Origin of the sequence: Staphylococcus sp. GDY8P126P, assembly GCF_017891965.1 — a bacterium.
GTDB lineage: Bacteria > Bacillota > Bacilli > Staphylococcales > Staphylococcaceae > Staphylococcus > Staphylococcus saprophyticus.
Genome location: NZ_JAESKG010000001.1, coordinates 314,494 through 332,258, shown reverse-complemented (window position 1 = coordinate 332,258; position 17,765 = coordinate 314,494). Strand labels below are relative to the sequence as shown.

Here is a 17,765-nt window from a genome sequence, read left to right as displayed (position 1 = left end):
GAGGTTTTTATACATGGCAGGCGAAAAAGTAGCAAAAACAAATGAAGGTTTAACAGTACCAAATAATCCAATCATCCCATTTATTATTGGTGATGGTATTGGACCAGATATTTGGAAAGCAGCAAGCAGAGTAATCGATGCTGCAGTAGAGCAAGCTTATAATGGTGAAAAGAAAATTGAATGGAAAGAAGTATTGGCAGGCCAAAAAGCCTATGATGAAACAGGTGAATGGTTACCACAAGCAACGCTTGATACAATTGAAGAATATTTAATTGCTATCAAAGGGCCTTTAACTACACCAATTGGTGGCGGTATTCGTTCACTTAACGTTGCGTTACGACAAGAATTAGATTTATTCACATGCTTACGTCCAGTACGTTGGTTCCAAGGTGTTCCATCACCAGTTAAACGTCCAGAAGATACAGACATGGTTATCTTCCGTGAAAACACTGAAGACATTTATGCTGGTATTGAATTTAAAGAAGGCACACCAGAAGTTAAAAAACTAATCGACTTTTTACAAGATGAAATGGGCGCTAAAAATATTAGATTCCCTGAAACATCAGGTATTGGTGTTAAACCAGTATCAAAAGAAGGTACAGAGCGTTTAGTTCGTGCAGCGATTCAATACGCGTTAGACAATAACCGTAAATCATTAACATTAGTCCACAAAGGTAATATCATGAAATTTACTGAGGGCGCATTTAAACAATGGGGTTATGATGTAGCGCATAACGAATTTGGTGACAAAGTATTTACATGGCAACAATATGATGAAATCGTTGAAAAAGAAGGTAAAGACAAAGCGAATGCGGCTCAAGAACAAGCTGAAAAAGATGGTAAAATTATAGTGAAGGATTCAATTGCTGATATCTTCCTACAACAAATCTTAACGCGTCCGTCAGATCACGATGTTGTTGCTACTATGAATTTAAATGGTGACTATGTATCAGATGCATTAGCAGCACAAGTTGGTGGTATCGGTATAGCTCCAGGAGCAAATATAAATTATGAAACTGGACATGCTATTTTTGAAGCAACACATGGTACTGCGCCTAAATATGCTGACTTAAATAAAGTGAATCCATCATCAGAAATTTTAAGTGCCGTATTAATGTTAGAACATTTAGGATGGCAAGAAGCTGCAGATAAAATTACTGCATCTATCGAAAAAACAATCGCGTCTAAAGTAGTTACTTATGACTTTGCTCGTTTAATGGATGGTGCGAAGGAAGTTTCTACATCTGACTTTGCTGATGAATTAATTAAAAATCTATAATTCAGTTAAAATTAAGTCTGAAAGCATACATTTAGCATATATTAAAAAAGACGAAATTCTCACTTATGGAATTTCGTCTTTTTATATCAATTGGCTACTAAAACTCTTTGATAACTAAGGGAGTCTATGTGAGATAGGGTTGGAATAAAATACACAGAGTAAATGAAAACGCTTATTTAGGTGTTCATATTATGTATATAGTGTTAAGATTCTATTAACGCAATATATTGTTTTCAATAATGACTTCAGTTATAAATAGCGTAATACATTGTTTAAAGCAAAATTACAAAAGTTTCAAAAAATATTTACATAGATTGTTATTACTTGCTTTGTAAAGTTTATGTTAAAAAATTTTAAACTATGTTATTTTTATTAAAAATTAAGTTATAATTAATTTGTAAACAAAAATATGGAGGTATACTATGTCACAAAAAGTACTAGTAGTAGATGATGAGCAATCAATTGTAACCTTATTAAAATATAATTTAGAACAAGCTGGATACATAGTAGAAGTAGCCTATGATGGTGAAGAGGCATTAGAAAAAGTAAATGCTACAAACCCAGAATTGATTGTCTTGGATGTAATGCTTCCTAAAAAAGATGGAATTGAAGTTTGTAAATCAATACGTTCTGATAAAAATCTTGTACCTATACTTATGCTAACTGCCAAAGATGATGAGTTTGATCGTGTTCTAGGTCTAGAGTTAGGCGCAGATGATTATATGACTAAACCATTTTCACCAAGAGAAGTTGTTGCCAGAGTAAAGGCAATATTAAGAAGGTCTGCAATCGTAAATGAGGCGGCACCAGTTGAAAATGATGAAGATGACATACTCATTGGTTCGATAAGAATTCGACCTGAATATTTTGAAGTATATAGAGAAGATGAATTGCTTGAATTAACACCAAAAGAATTTGAATTATTATTGTATTTAATTGAGCGTCAAGGCAGAGTTATCACACGTGAGCATATGTTGAACTCTGTTTGGAATTATGAATTCGCTGGTGATTCTAGAATTGTGGATGTACATATAAGTCATTTAAGAGATAAATTAGAAGAAAATCCAAAACAACCCAAACTAATTAAGACAGTTCGTGGGTTAGGCTATAAATTGGAGAGACCTAAAGTCTAATGTTAAAGTTTCATCAACGACTTTTATTTTTATTATGTACCATCGTTATTATAAGTTTTTTAGCTTTAGGTGCAATTATTACACATGCAATATATAATACAGCTTCTTCAGCTCAAGAAGGTGATTTGGAACATCAAGCTGATCATCTAGTCAAACTATATAAGAATGACAAAGAAAATGAGATGACTGATATTGCTAAAAGTGAAAAGCTTACAGTTAAAATAGAGGAAAGTAACGATGTCTTGTTTTCCACAAATCAAGGAACACAAATAAATGAGGATATAAAAAATGAAGCAAATCCATCTCGATTAATCTATGATAAAGAAAATGATGATCGCAGATATACATTTAAAACCACTATTGATGATAAAGATGTATACCTTAGTGGAATAAATAATGAGATATTAGAATTACAGATTCAAATGTGGAAATATATTGCACTGATTGGTTTATTTGTGATTATCATCATATTTTTAGTTGTTAGAAGTATTAACCGGACTTATATTAGACCAATTAATGAAGTGACTTATGCAACGAACCTGTTAGCAGAAGGATATTACCATGTGAGAGTACCTGAAAGTAATGTCAAAGAAACCAAAGAGTTATTTGTAACGACGAATGAACTTGCTCGCAGGTTGCAAAGATTAAATCACAAACAAAAACTTCAATCTAATCGATTAAAAACTACGGTAGAAAATATACCAAGTTCCATATTGATGATTGATAAATATGGTGAAATCGTTGTAGCTAACAAATCATTTTATAATGTTTTTACACCTGAAGAAGCTGTAGAGCATAAAAGTTATGTTGACTTTGTAGATTTGACACTGCAAAAACTTATTATCGAAGCATTTAAAGTAGAAAAGCCAATATATGATCAAATTGAATTAACAATTGATCAAGTTCATCAAAAATATTTTGACACATCTTGTGTACCGATTCTTTCTAAAACAAAGAAAAATTTATATGGTATGGTGATTGTGTTACACGATATTACGAATCTTAAAAAACTAGAAAATTTGAGAAGAGAATTTGTTGCTAATGTGTCACATGAATTAAAAACACCAATTACGTCTATCAAAGGTTTTGCAGAAACATTATTAGATGGTGCAAAAAACGATGAACAGACGTTAAATGAATTTTTAAAAATTATTTCTAAAGAATCAGATCGCATAGAAACATTAGTGTTTGATTTATTAGATCTCTCACATGTTGAGCAACAAACAGAAATTGTAACAGAATATGTGAGTCTTTCGGAAATCGCAGAAAGCACAATTAAGAATATGCAAAATATTGCAGAAGAAAAGCAAATCACAATTGTTAATGAAATTAAACCTGACATAGTCATTGATGCAAATAAAGATAAAGTATCACAAGTGGCCTTGAATTTGTTGTCTAACGCCGTGAGTTACTCTAAAGCATCAAGTGAAGTGATTGTACGTGTATATAAAGATGCAAACAAACGTATCATGGAAGTCCAAGATTTTGGTATTGGTATTAGTACTGAGGATCAGCAGCATATTTTTGAAAGGTTTTATCGCGTAGATAAAGCGAGAAGTAGAGATTCAGGCGGTACTGGTTTAGGACTTTCAATAACCAAACACATTATGGAAGCACATAATGGACGTATTAATGTCTTTAGTCGCCCTAATGAAGGCTCTACTTTTAGAGTCACATTTTTCGAATAACGTTGTGACACATGTTATAATTTTAAAATCAAAGTAGCTTATATGTATATAACGGTCAGATAACCTAAATGGTATTTGACCGGCTTTTTTATTTCGTTAATATTTATTTGAATATCGCAAATATGACGTATCAATACAGTTACGGGAGTTTTTTATGCTAAAATAAATATAAATATGTGTTGGAGGTTAAAATATTGAATAAATTAATCTTAATTGATGGTAACAGTCTGAGCTTTAGAGCTTTTTATGCTTTACCACTTTTACAAAATAAGGCAGGTATACATACCAATGCTGTTTATGGCTTTGCGATGTTACTTGAGAAAATAATTAAAGAAGAACAGCCTACACATTTTCTTGTTGCATTTGATGCAGGAAAAACAACATTTAGACATGAACAATATAGTGAATATAAAGGTGGACGTCAAAAAACACCACCGGAACTAAGTGAACAATTTCCATATGTCAGACAATTGTTAGATGCGTATCAAATTAAACGATACGAATTAGACAATTATGAAGCTGACGATATTATAGGAACATTAAGTAAACAGGCAAATGCAGAAAAATTTGAAACAATAATTGTTACAGGTGATCGAGATTTGACGCAGTTAGCTACAGATGATGTAACAATCTATTACACAAAAAAAGGCGTAACAGATGTTGATCATTATACGCCTGAATTTATTGCTGAAAAATATGATGGCTTAGTCCCAAATCAAATCATTGATATGAAAGGATTGATGGGCGATGCATCAGATAATATTCCTGGCGTGGCTGGGGTTGGTGAAAAAACAGCAATCAAGTTATTGAAGCAATTTTCTACTGTTGAAAATGTTTATAATCATATTGAAGAAGTGTCTGGTAAAAAATTAAAAGAAAAACTAGAAAATAGTAAATCTGATGCTTTAATGAGTAAAGAACTTGCTACAATCAACTGTGATAGCCCTATAGAAGTCACTTTAGCAGATACGAAGTTACCTGAAAGTCCTGATTCAACAGCAAAAATTGATATCTTTAAAAAACTTGAATTTAAGCAGCTTTTAGATCAAGTCGATGTAGAGGGCACGCATACTTCTGCTGAAGAATTAGAACTTGAAATTACATCGGATTTTAGTAATGTAGATTTTAATGAATTATCAGAAGCCACTATTCATTTTGAATTAGATGGATCGAATTATTTGAAAGATGATATTTTGAAATTTGCTTTATATGATGGATCAAATCATGTTGTCATTGATGCGGATAAGGTTCATGACTATCCGGAATTGATAGCTTGGTTAGAAAATGATAAGACAGAAAAAATCGTCTATGATGCTAAAAAATCATATATTGTTGCACATCGCTTAGACATAGCTATTAAACATATCGTTTTTGATGTTATGCTCGCGAGTTATATTATCGATCCATCTCGCACAATTGATGATGTGAATTCTGTGGTTTCGTATTTTGATCAACATTATGTGAAAGAAAGTATAGAAGTTTTTGGTAAAGGTAAAAAAAGACATGTACCTGAGGATGATATTTTAGATCATCACGTTGGAACGATTATCGAAGCAATTAACAAAACTAAACCAAAAATGGAAGCGCAGTTAGAAGAATATAATCAAACTAACTTATTAGATGATTTAGAATTACCGTTAGCACGTATTTTAAGTGAAATGGAAGAAACTGGCATTTACACAGTAGCAACCGATTTGCAAGAAATGGAAAAAGAAATTCAAGCGAAACTTGATGTACTAATTGATAATATTTATAACGCGGCTGGCGAACCATTTAATATTAACTCACCAAAACAATTAGGCGTGGTACTATTTGAAACATTAGAATTACCTGTTATTAAAAAAACTAAAACAGGTTATTCTACGGCCGTAGATGTACTAGAGCAACTACAAGGACAACATCCTATTATCGACTATATTTTAGAGTACAGAACATTATCAAAACTACAATCTACTTATGTAGAAGGACTGCAAAAAGTGATTAGTGAAGATAATCGCATTCATACGCGTTTTAATCAAACACTTGCACAAACGGGTAGATTGTCATCTGTAGATCCTAACTTGCAAAATATTCCAATTCGCTTAGAAGAAGGTCGAAGAATTAGAAAGGCATTTAAATCTAGTGACGATAACAATGTCATCTTCTCAGCTGACTATTCGCAAATTGAATTACGTGTACTTGCACATATTACTCAAGATGAGAGCATGAAACAAGCATTCATCAATGATGAAGATATTCATACAGCAACTGCTATGAAAGTATTTAATGTACAGCCAGATGAAGTTGATAGTCTAATGCGTAGACAAGCGAAAGCAGTAAATTTCGGTATCGTATATGGCATAAGCGACTATGGGTTAAGTCAAAGTTTAGGTATTACACGTAAACAAGCAAAGCAGTTTATTGATGATTATCTCGATAGTTTCCCTGGTGTGAAACAATATATGGAAGATATTGTTAAAGATTGTAAAGCGCAAGGTTATGTTGAGACACTATTACATCGCCGTCGTTATATTCCGGACATCACTAGTAGAAACTTTAATTTACGTGGTTTTGCGGAAAGAACGGCTATGAATACACCGATACAAGGCAGTGCCGCAGATATTATCAAATTGGCAATGGTTAATTTTGTAAATGAAGTTAAACATACTGATTTTCATGCGCAATTATTATTACAAGTACACGATGAATTAATTTTTGAATTACCTAAAGATGAAGTAGAGGCTTTTAGTGAATTTATAGAAGAAATAATGGATAATGCATTGGCATTAGACGTACCACTCAAAGTTGAAACAAGTTATGGTAAGACATGGTATGACGCAAAATAGAAAGTAGGTGAACAAGTGCCTGAATTACCTGAAGTAGAACATGTAACAAGAGGCATTAAGCCATTTGTAAAAGGGCAAAAAATAGAATCTATTCTCTTTTCTGATAAAGTACAAGAAGGAAAAGCGAATCATAGAGAAACCATTATTAAAGGTATGGAGCTTGATACTTTTAAACGATTCACTAGGCTTTATACGATTGTTGATATTGAGCGAAGAAGTAAGTATATTGTCTTCTATTTAGAAAAAGATGGAGATAAGCGAATTCTAATAAGTCATTTAGGTATGGCTGGTGGATTTTTTGTCGTAGATAAGCTTGAAGATATTAGTGTGCCAAATTATCGCAAACACTGGCATGTCATATTTAAATTAGATAATGACAAATTACTTGTGTATTCAGATATTAGACGCTTTGGTGAAATTAGAAACGTTGCTTCATTTGAAGCTTACCCATCATTTTTAGAAATTGCCCCAGAACCTTTTGAAAAAGAAGCTATGGCACATTATTTGGCTTGGTTTGATAAAAAGTTATATCAAAATAAACCAATCAAACAAATGATTCTAGACCACCGTGTCATATCAGGATGTGGAAATATATATGCTTGCGAGGCATTATTTAGATCAGGTATTCATCCAGCTAGATTACCAAAAGATTTAAATCATCAGGAACGAGAAATGTTATTCTATTATGTTCGAGAAGTACTGGAAGCGGGTATAAAATATGGTGGAACAAGCATTTCAGATTACCGTCATGCTGATGGTAGTACAGGTACAATGCAGCAACACCTAAACGTATATAAACAAAAAGTTTGTAAAGTTTGTGGCGATGACATTGCAACACAAGTAATTGCAACGAGAAATAGTCATTTTTGTCCAACTTGTCAACAATAAAGGAAGAGTGAGAATATGCCGAAAGTTATAGGACTAACTGGTGGTATCGCATCAGGTAAATCTACGGTATCAGAACTATTAAGTGCACATGGTTTTAAAATCGTAGATGCAGATATTGCATCACGTCAAGCAGTAGAAAAAGGTACAAAAGGCCTAGAACGTGTGAAAGAAGCCTTTGGTGAGCAAGCTATTGATGAAAATGGTGAAATGAATAGAGCTTATGTAGGCGAAGTAGTATTTAATCAACCTGAAAAGAGATTAGAATTAAATGAAATCGTACATCCTATTGTGCGAGAAATTATGGAAAAAGAAAAAGCACAATACTTAAGCGAAGGTTATCATGTCATTATGGATATTCCATTATTATTTGAGAATAATTTACAAGATACTGTCGATGAAGTCTGGTTAGTATATACTTCAGAAAGTATACAAATCGATAGATTGATGGAACGAAATAATATTTCAATGGAAGAAGCGAAAGCACGTGTTTATAGTCAAATTTCTATAGATAAAAAACGTAGAATGGCAGACCATGAAATAGATAATCGTGATACAAAATTAGAACTAAAACAAAATTTAGAAAATTTATTATTAGAAGAAGGCTATATAGAGAGTCATTCTGAAGATGTACTTTAATAAAAGTGATTACAACCACCCAATTATCTTTGATAATTGGGTGGTTTTATATAAGAGACGTTCTAATAACTTAAGTGTTTTTATTATTAATATTTAAGGAAATACATAAGTGAGAATAGGATATATACGAAAATCTTACTGATTAATATTAGAAAACATAAAAGCCTTAATGCTAAAGTTTTTAAATTTATTATAGAAAACGCTTTCCTAAATAAATATTTATGTTATACTATTTCCATAAAGTATAACACTAAGGCGAGGGGTGCTTCGAATGACGACAAATATAGCAATTAACGGAATGGGTAGAATAGGTAGAATGGTGTTGAGAATCGCACTAAAAAATGAAGATTTAAATGTAGTGGCGATAAATGCGAGTTACCCACCGGAAACAATTGCACATCTAATAAATTATGATACAACACATGGCGTTTATGATTTTAAAGTAGAGCCAATAGAATCGGGAATTAAAGTTGATGATCACGAAATTCAATTAGTTTCTGATAGAAATCCTGAAAATTTACCATGGAAGCAATTAGATATAGATGTTGCAATAGAAGCAACAGGTAAATTTAACCATGGAGATAAAGCGATAGCACATATTAAAGCTGGTGCTAAAAAAGTATTGTTAACAGGTCCATCTAAGGGTGGAGATGTACAAATGATTGTCAAAGGCGTTAATAATGACCAATTAGATATTGAGAAATATGATATTTTTAGCAACGCTTCATGTACTACAAACTGTATCGGTCCGGTTGCAAAGGTATTAAATGATCAATTTGGTATCCAAAATGGCTTGATGACAACTGTACATGCCATTACCAATGACCAAAATAATATTGATAATCCACATAAAGATTTAAGACGTGCACGTTCATGTAATGAAAGTATTATTCCAACTTCAACTGGTGCTGCTAAAGCATTGAAAGAAGTATTGCCAGAATTAGAAGGGAAATTACATGGAATGGCTTTACGCGTACCTACAAAAAATGTATCACTCGTTGATTTAGTGGTTGATTTAAATGAAAATGTAACAGCAGCACAAGTGAACGAAGCTTTTGAAGCGAATGATTTACAAGGTGTCATTTCTACCGAAGATGCACCACTCGTTTCAATGGACTTTAACACGAATCCACATTCGGCCATTATCGATACACAAAGTACAATGGTAATGGGAGATAATAAAGTTAAAGTGATTGCATGGTATGACAATGAATGGGGCTATTCTAATAGAGTAGTTGATGTTGCCACACAAATTGGACAATTACTTAAAAACGATGTTGCAGCTGTAGCAAATTAATTTTCAAAAATAGCGATTACAAATTTTAAAAATAATTATCTAAAACGTTTCGTAACATAGTTGTTAATTTATAAACTATATTACGAGGCGTTTTTAATTTTATTATTATTTCTTCGTTAATATTAGCTTTAAAGTTAATAAATCTTAATTATACGGCGTTTCTTTTGAATTATGCTATACGATATAGATATAGTGTAATAGCGAATCTTTTGTGACTTGCATATTTATAGTATAATGTAAGGTAATCAAAAAGAGAGGGTGATAATTCGATGAAATGCCCGAAATGTAATTCGACTCATTCTCGTGTTGTGGACTCTAGACATGCAGATGAAGTTAATGCGATTCGACGTAGAAGAGAATGTGAAGAGTGTGAAACAAGGTTCACTACTTTTGAACATATAGAAAAAAGACCACTCATCGTAGTTAAAAAAGACGGTACACGTGAGCAATTTTTACGAGAAAAAATATTAAATGGTTTAGTTCGTTCATGTGAGAAAAGACCAGTACGATATGAACAATTAGAAGACATTACAAATAATGTCGAATGGAAATTACGTGATGAGGGTCGTGCTGAAATTTCATCAAGAGAAATTGGTGAACATGTTATGAATTTATTGATGCATGTAGATCAAGTATCGTATGTAAGATTTGCATCTGTATACAAGGAATTTAAGGATGTAGACCAGTTACTACAATCTATGCAAGGTATTTTAGCTGAAAATAAACGGAGTGATTCTTAATGGGGTTACAATCCTACGATTATGGTTTGAGACCACATGATAATTTCAATGTTGTTCGTGATTTTAATTTAAATAATAACCATTTAGAAATATTAAATAGATTGTTTACGCCCATGATTGGTATGAATGCGATTGGTTTATATCATTACTTGAATCAATTTGCGGAAGTTGGTTCTGATACTGTTTTAACTCACTATATTATAATGAGTGAATTAAAAATAAATTTGTTGGAATTCAGAAAAGAAATGGATTTGTTAGAAGGTACAGGCCTTGTTAAATCATATGTTAATCACAGTGCGCAACATTCATCGTTTATTTATGATTTGATTCAACCACCTTCTGCGAAACAATTTTTTAACGACCCTATGTTATCTGTTTATTTATATAGTGAGGTAAGTAAACAACGTTATCAACAACTCAAACGGCATTTCGAGAGTGATCAGCGTATTGATTATTGTCAATATCAAGATGTGACTCGTACGTTCACTGATGTATTTAAAGTGCCAAATAAAACGGTGGAAAATGATGGTATAGAAATAAAAGAAACAGCATATACTGGTTTAAACTTAAGTCAAGTTCAGTTTGATTTTGAGACACTTTACGATTTATTACAAAGCCATTTTATAAGTACAAAAATAATTGATAAAGATGCTAAAATATTAATCACACAAATTGCTACATTATATGGATTGACACCTGAAGCAATGAAACGCATCATATTAAAATCCATCACAAGTGCACAAGAATTGTCATTTGAAGAATTGCGTAAACATGCAAGAACGTATTATTTAATGGAGCATGAACAACAATTGCCTACACTAAACGTTAAAACAGAAGCGGATAGTGAAACTAAACTAGAGAATCAACCAGTGGAAACTGAAAGTGAAAATGATAATTGGCTTAAACAATTGGAGGAAACAAGTCCTATTGATATGCTTGCATCATGGTCAGAGTCTGAACCAACTACCCAACAAAAATATATGATTGAAGAACTGATTGAACGTGAACATTTATCATTTGGCGTTATTAATATTCTATTGCAGTTTGTAATGTTAAAAGAAGATATGAAGCTGCCTAAATCCTATATATTTGAGATTGCATCTAATTGGAAGAAAAAAGGCATTAAAACAGCAGAACAAGCATATCAATACGCCGTGAAAGTAAATCAGCCTAAGAAAGAAAACCAATCTAATAAACGTAATTATAAACAGAAACAATTAGCTTCCAGAGAAATGACACCAAAATGGTTAGAAGAACGCGACAATAAGCAATCGAATGAACCATCCAAAGATGAAGATGATGAGAAATTAAAAAAAGATAGAGAACAATTTCTTAATCAATTAAAAAATAGATGGAAGGAGGACAATAAATGAAATCTTTCAACCATATTATGGGTGAATCAAATGATTTATCAAAACGCATCGAAAAAATCAAAAAAGATGTCGTCAATGATCCAGACGTCAAACAATTTTTAGAGAAACATAAGTCCGAATTGACCAATGCAATGATTGATGAAGATTTAAATATTTTGCAAGAATATAAAGACCAAGAAAAGCATTATGATGGTCATGCTTATAAAGATTGTCCCAATTTTGTTAAAGGACACATACCTGAATTGTACATTGAAAATAATCATATAAAGATTCGCTATTTACCTTGTCCTTGCAAAATCAAGCATGATGAAGAAAAGTTTAATGCACATTTGATTACATCCCATCACATGCAACGCGACACACTAGATGCTAAGTTGGAAGATATTTATATGGACAGAAGAGATAGATTAGATGTTGCTATGGCTGCAAACCAAATCTGCGACAAAATTACAAATCACGAATCGCAAGTGAAAGGTTTATATCTACACGGGCCATTTGGAACGGGGAAATCTTTTATATTAGGTGCTATAGCGAATCAATTGAAAACTGAAAAAATACCATCGACCATTGTTTATTTACCAGAGTTTATTCGTTCGTTAAAAGGCGGATTTAAAGACGGTAGTTTTGAGTCTAAACTTCAAAGAGTCAGAGAAGCGAATATACTCATGTTGGATGATATTGGTGCTGAAGAAATTACACCATGGGCAAGAGACGAAGTCATTGGCCCGCTCTTACATTATAGAATGGTTCAAGAACTGCCAACTTTCTTCAGTTCAAATTTAAGTTTCGAAGAATTAGAATATCATCTTTCAGTTACGAGAGACGGCACTGAAAAGACAAAAGCTGCCAGAATTATGGAGCGAATTAAAACACTTTCTATACCGTATTATCTAGAAGGAAAAAATTACCGGAATGATTGAAATTTGAAATAAATGTTGTATAATATAATTAAATCTAAATCTTACGAAATAATACGGAGACAAGATGAATAAATGGATACCTCACAGAGAACCAATGTTTGTTGAGAATTGGTAGGTATATTTATTGATTACTACTTCGTCAATGATGTTGTAATAAACATCCGGCTCAAGACCGTTATCTTATGTAGAGTGAAGTTATTATGCAATATTTTTGTTGAATAACTTTAATTTAGGGTGGTACCACGAAGACCTCGTCCCTTTTTTGGGATGAGGTCTTTTTGTGTTTTTGAGTAGTAACATAGGGTGATTCGTAAAGGTTTAAGAGCTTGAAAAAAATAGGAGGAATGTGACATGGATCAAATTAAAATTAAATTTCCAGACGGTAATACAAAGGAATTTGACAAAGGAACAACAACTGAAGATATCGCACAATCCATCAGCCCAGGATTAAGAAAAAAAGCTGTGGCAGGTAAGTTGAATGGACAATTAATTGATTTAACTAGACCTATTGAAAGTGATGGAGATATTGAAATCGTGACACCTGGTTCAGATGAAGCGTTGGAAGTTTTACGTCATTCTACAGCACATTTAATGGCGCAAGCATTAAAACGTTTGTATGGTGAGGTTCATTTTGGTGTTGGACCTGTTATTGAAGGTGGTTTCTACTATGACTTTGATATGGAAGAAAGTATCTCATCGGATGATTTTGAAAAAATTGAAAAAACAATGAAACAAATTGTGAACGAAAATTATCCAATTGAGCGCAAAGTTGTGTCACGTAATGAAGCAAAAGCTTTTTTCTCAGATGATCCGTATAAACAAGAATTAATTGATGCGATTCCAGAAGATGAAAATGTGACATTGTATACACAAGGAGAATTTACTGATTTATGTCGTGGGGTCCATGTACCATCAACTTCAAAAATTAAAGAATTCAAATTGTTATCAACTGCGGGTGCTTATTGGCGTGGCGATAGCAATAATAAAATGTTGCAACGTATCTATGGTACAGCTTTCTTTGATAAAAAAGATTTAAAAGCCCATTTGCAAATGCTTGAAGAAAGAAAAGAACGTGACCATCGTAAAATTGGTAAAGAGTTAGAACTCTTTTCTAATAATCCGTTAGTAGGCGCAGGTTTACCATTATGGTTGCCTAATGGTGCAACAATCCGTCGTGAAATTGAACGTTATATCGTAGATAAAGAAGTGAGTATGGGTTACGATCACGTTTATACACCAGTAATGGCAAACGTTGATTTATATAAAACATCTGGACACTGGGATCATTATCAAGAAGATATGTTCCCGACAATGAAATTAGATGAATATGAAGAAATGGTATTAAGACCGATGAACTGTCCACACCATATGATGATTTATGCTAATAAACCTCATTCATATCGTGAACTACCAATTAGAATTGCTGAACTTGGTACAATGCACCGTTATGAAGCGAGTGGTGCGGTTTCAGGATTGCAACGTGTTCGTGGTATGACTTTAAATGATGCGCATATTTTTGTTCGTCCAGATCAAATCAAAGAAGAGTTTAAACGCGTAGTTAATTTAATTATAGATGTTTATAATGACTTTAATTTTGAGAATTATAGCTTCCGTTTAAGTTATAGAGATCCAGAAGATAAAGAGAAATACTTTGATGACGATGATATGTGGATTAAAGCTGAAAGCATGTTAAAAGAAGCGGTTGATGAACTAGGATTAGACTATGAAGAAGCCATCGGTGAAGCGGCATTCTATGGTCCTAAACTAGATGTACAAGTTCAAACAGCGATGGGTAAAGAAGAAACTTTATCTACAGCGCAACTTGATTTCTTATTACCACAAAAATTTGAATTGACTTATATAGGTAATGACGGCGAACAGCATAGACCAGTAGTTATTCACCGTGGTGTTGTATCAACTATGGAACGTTTCGTAGCGTTCTTAACGGAAGAAACTAAAGGTGTCTTTCCAACTTGGTTATCACCAAAACAAGTAGAAATTATTCCAGTTAATGTTGACTTACATTATGATTATGCAAGACTTATTCAAGATGAACTAAAATCTCAAGGTGTACGTGTAGAGATTGATGATCGTAATGAAAAGATGGGTTATAAAATTAGAGAAGCACAAATGCAAAAAATCCCATATCAACTAGTCGTTGGTGACAAAGAAGTTGAAAACAAAGAAGTAAATGTTAGAAAATATGGTTCCCAAGATCAAGAAACGCTTGAAAAAGATGAATTCATTTGGAACTTAGTTGATGAAATCAGATTGAAAAAACAAAGATAGTCTTGAAACTATTGTTAAAATCATGTATATTACAGTTTAGTGAGTAATAAAAAATTAAATTTGAGTTAGAGGTTGCGTTTTTAAAGAGTAATGATTCAGAAGCCAGATGGGGCGTATGTTGAATGCATGAAAGGTGAAAATGCCGAAACCTGTATTGACCATTTACAATACAGGTTGGGACAGTTATCGAAAGAAACTGGACTGTCACATATGTGATGTGCTACCTATATAAATGCTATTATTAAAATGGTTGCATATCTAATGGGTATGCAACCATTTTGTTTTGGTTGAATGATTATTGAAAATACATTAACGGGATAGAGCGAAAATATAAAGTCATGTGTAATGGATGTACTGAACACAGATGACAATGTTTTACTATAAACGTATTGGATTAATCATATAGAAAGTTAGCCTCTAAATTTAAAGAAAGGGAGCTTCTATGGCAAATCAAGAAAATCAAAACACTGGGATTAAAAGAGGGTTGAAAGATCGTCATATTTCCATGATTGCTATTGGGGGTTGTATTGGAACAGGACTATTCATGACTTCCGGTGGTGCGATTCACGATGCTGGTGCACTTGGTGCACTTTTAGCATATGCAATCATTGGAGCAATGGTCTTCTTCCTTATGACTTCATTAGGAGAGATGGCGACATACTTACCTGTATCTGGATCGTTTAGTACATATGCTACACGCTTTGTAGATCCTTCATTAGGATTTGCGTTGGGATGGAACTACTGGTTTAACTGGGTCATTACTGTTGCTGCCGATGTTACAATAGCTGCGCAAGTTATTCAATATTGGACGCCGTTATCTGGTATTCCAGCTTGGAGTTGGAGTTGTCTCTTTTTAATTATTATTTTTGGACTTAATGCATTATCTGTAAGAGTTTATGGCGAAAGTGAATATTGGTTCGCGTTAATTAAAGTAGTTACTGTGATTATTTTCATTGCAATTGGTCTATTAACGATTCTAGGTATTATGGGAGGAGAATTTGTAGGCTTTGATACATTTACTAAAGGCGGTGGACCTATTTTAGGTGACGGTCTTGGAGGTAGTTTACTTACTATTTTAGGTGTGTTCTTAGTGGCAGGTTTCTCATTCCAAGGTACAGAATTAATTGGTATTACTGCTGGTGAATCTGAAAATCCAGAACGCGCAGTTCCAAAAGCAATTAAACAAGTATTTTGGAGAATATTAATCTTTTATATACTTGCTATATTTGTAATCGGTATGCTAATACCTTACGATAGTTCAGCGTTAATGGGCGGCGGAGATGATATTTCTACTTCACCATTTACATTAGTATTCCAAAATGCAGGCTTAGCATTTGCTGCATCATTCATGAATGCAGTCATTTTAACTTCAGTGCTTTCTGCAGGTAACTCAGGTATGTATGCTTCAACTAGAATGCTTTATTCAATGAGTAAAGATAAACTGGCATACCCTATATTTGGTAAAACAAATAAAAGCGGTGTTCCTTATGTATCTTTAATCGTTACAGCAATTATAGTTATAGGCATATTTATATTGCAACACTTGAGTGGTGATGCATATGAATATATCGTAGCTGCGAGTGGTATGACTGGTTTCATTGCATGGGTAGGTATAGCTGTGAGTCATTATAGATTTAGAAAAGCATTTGATAAACAAGATTATGATAAATCTAAATTGAAATACAAAGCGAAATTATTCCCATTTGGACCTATATTTGCTGGTATCTTGTGTGTGTTAGTCATTATTGGACAAGATGTAGATTTTATTAAAACAGGTGACTTTGACCTTAACAGGTTTGTTATCACTTATATGGGAATTCCAGTATTCTTGGCGTTCTTCATTTATCATAAAGTGAGATATAAAACGAAAATGGTCCCATTAGAAAAAGTGAACTTACGACAAGATGTTGATATGGAAGAAATTAATAAATAATAAAAAAGCTATTGACTTGTATATGTATTATTGATAAGATAGGTAACGTTGAATACGAAACGAACCAAGTAGAAGCTCCCGCTTCTCACCTGTTGCGACGCTATAGGCAGTTGGCAGGTCTTATATATACATGTTAATTTCATGTGTAGAGAAGAGCGGGTATATTATATACTCGCTCTTTTTGCTTGGGATAATTTCGTAAAAATCTTGGAGGTGTCAACCATAGCAAAAGATCAAACTCAAGTTAACGAAAAGATTCGTGCAAAAGAATTACGCTTAATCGGTCAAGACGGAGAACAAATTGGTGTTAAAACTAAAAATGAAGCTCTAGAAATGGCGGAACGCGTTGGTTTAGATGTAGTCATTATGGCTCCAAACGCTAAACCACCTGTTGCTAGAATTATGGATTACGGTAAATACAAATTTGAACAACAGAAAAAAGAAAAAGAAATGAAAAAGAAACAAAAAACAATCAACCTTAAAGAAATTCGTTTAAGTCCAACAATTGAGGAACACGATTTCCAAACGAAATTGAAAAATGGACGTAAGTTCTTAGAAAAAGGCGATAAATGTAAAGTTTCAATTCGTTTCAGAGGTCGTGCAATTACGCATAAAGAAATTGGTCAACGTGTATTAGAAAAATTTGCAGAACAATGCAAAGACATCGCTACAGTTGAACAAAGACCTAAAATGGATGGACGTCAAATGTTCATCATGTTAAGTCCAATTAACGAAAAATAATAATCGATATTACAGGAGGAAAT

At 33.0% G+C, this 17,765-nt stretch carries 13 protein-coding genes, 1 riboswitch and 2 other annotated features; all 13 genes read left to right on the top strand.

What is annotated here, in order from left to right:
* Positions 1-13: 13 nt before the first annotated feature.
* The 13 genes from icd to infC all read left to right on the top strand — a co-directional run bounded on the left by icd (position 14) and on the right by infC (position 17,742).
* A complete protein-coding gene (gene icd, locus KA893_RS01650; RefSeq protein WP_041079995.1) occupies positions 14-1,279 on the top strand; it encodes an NADP-dependent isocitrate dehydrogenase in 1,266 nt (421 codons plus the stop codon).
* 422 nt (positions 1,280-1,701) lie between these two features.
* Positions 1,702-2,412 carry a response regulator transcription factor gene (locus KA893_RS01645; protein WP_002483052.1) on the top strand — a complete coding sequence of 237 codons (711 nt, stop codon included), beginning with the start codon at positions 1,702-1,704 and terminating at the stop codon, positions 2,410-2,412.
* Positions 2,412-4,100, top strand: a complete 1,689-nt coding sequence (gene pnpS, locus KA893_RS01640; RefSeq protein WP_002483053.1) for a two-component system histidine kinase PnpS — start codon at positions 2,412-2,414, stop codon at positions 4,098-4,100. The genes KA893_RS01645 and pnpS overlap by 1 nt, the downstream gene beginning before the upstream one ends.
* A 194-nt stretch (positions 4,101-4,294) precedes the next feature.
* Complete coding sequence (polA, locus tag KA893_RS01635) at positions 4,295-6,925, top strand: DNA polymerase I (protein WP_002483054.1); 2,631 nt, start codon at positions 4,295-4,297, stop codon at positions 6,923-6,925.
* Between the two features lie 15 nt (positions 6,926-6,940).
* On the top strand, positions 6,941-7,813 hold the full coding sequence (mutM, locus tag KA893_RS01630; protein WP_002483055.1) for a bifunctional DNA-formamidopyrimidine glycosylase/DNA-(apurinic or apyrimidinic site) lyase: 873 nt from the start codon (positions 6,941-6,943) through the stop codon (positions 7,811-7,813).
* A gap of 15 nt (positions 7,814-7,828) precedes the next feature.
* Entirely contained in the window at positions 7,829-8,449 is a 621-nt protein-coding gene (coaE, locus tag KA893_RS01625; protein ID WP_002483056.1) for a dephospho-CoA kinase, read from the top strand.
* 271 nt (positions 8,450-8,720) lie between these two features.
* A complete protein-coding gene (gene gap, locus KA893_RS01620) occupies positions 8,721-9,746 on the top strand; it encodes a type I glyceraldehyde-3-phosphate dehydrogenase (protein WP_210125536.1) in 1,026 nt (341 codons plus the stop codon).
* Positions 9,747-10,015: 269 nt separating this feature from the next.
* Positions 10,016-10,486 carry a transcriptional regulator NrdR gene (nrdR, locus tag KA893_RS01615; RefSeq protein WP_011302921.1) on the top strand — a complete coding sequence of 157 codons (471 nt, stop codon included), beginning with the start codon at positions 10,016-10,018 and terminating at the stop codon, positions 10,484-10,486.
* Entirely contained in the window at positions 10,486-11,859 is a 1,374-nt protein-coding gene (locus KA893_RS01610; RefSeq protein WP_210125534.1) for a replicative helicase loading/DNA remodeling protein DnaB, read from the top strand. The genes nrdR and KA893_RS01610 overlap by 1 nt, the downstream gene beginning before the upstream one ends.
* A complete protein-coding gene (dnaI, locus tag KA893_RS01605) occupies positions 11,856-12,779 on the top strand; it encodes a primosomal protein DnaI (protein WP_002483060.1) in 924 nt (307 codons plus the stop codon). Before KA893_RS01610 ends, dnaI begins: the two co-directional genes overlap by 4 nt.
* 47 nt (positions 12,780-12,826) lie before the next feature.
* Positions 12,827-13,041: a binding site (T-box leader), on the top strand.
* 89 nt (positions 13,042-13,130) lie between these two features.
* A complete protein-coding gene (thrS, locus tag KA893_RS01600; protein ID WP_210125532.1) occupies positions 13,131-15,068 on the top strand; it encodes a threonine--tRNA ligase in 1,938 nt (645 codons plus the stop codon).
* 58 nt (positions 15,069-15,126) lie between these two features.
* Positions 15,127-15,299, top strand: a riboswitch (Lysine riboswitch).
* Positions 15,300-15,510: 211 nt separating this feature from the next.
* On the top strand, positions 15,511-17,001 hold the full coding sequence (locus KA893_RS01595) for an amino acid permease (protein WP_002483062.1): 1,491 nt from the start codon (positions 15,511-15,513) through the stop codon (positions 16,999-17,001).
* A gap of 60 nt (positions 17,002-17,061) precedes the next feature.
* Positions 17,062-17,191, top strand: a sequence feature (ribosomal protein L20 leader region).
* A 23-nt stretch (positions 17,192-17,214) separates the two neighbouring features.
* Positions 17,215-17,742: a translation initiation factor IF-3 gene (gene infC, locus KA893_RS01590; protein ID WP_002483063.1), complete on the top strand. Its 528-nt coding sequence runs from the start codon at positions 17,215-17,217 to the stop codon at positions 17,740-17,742.
* Positions 17,743-17,765: the final 23 nt, after the last annotated feature.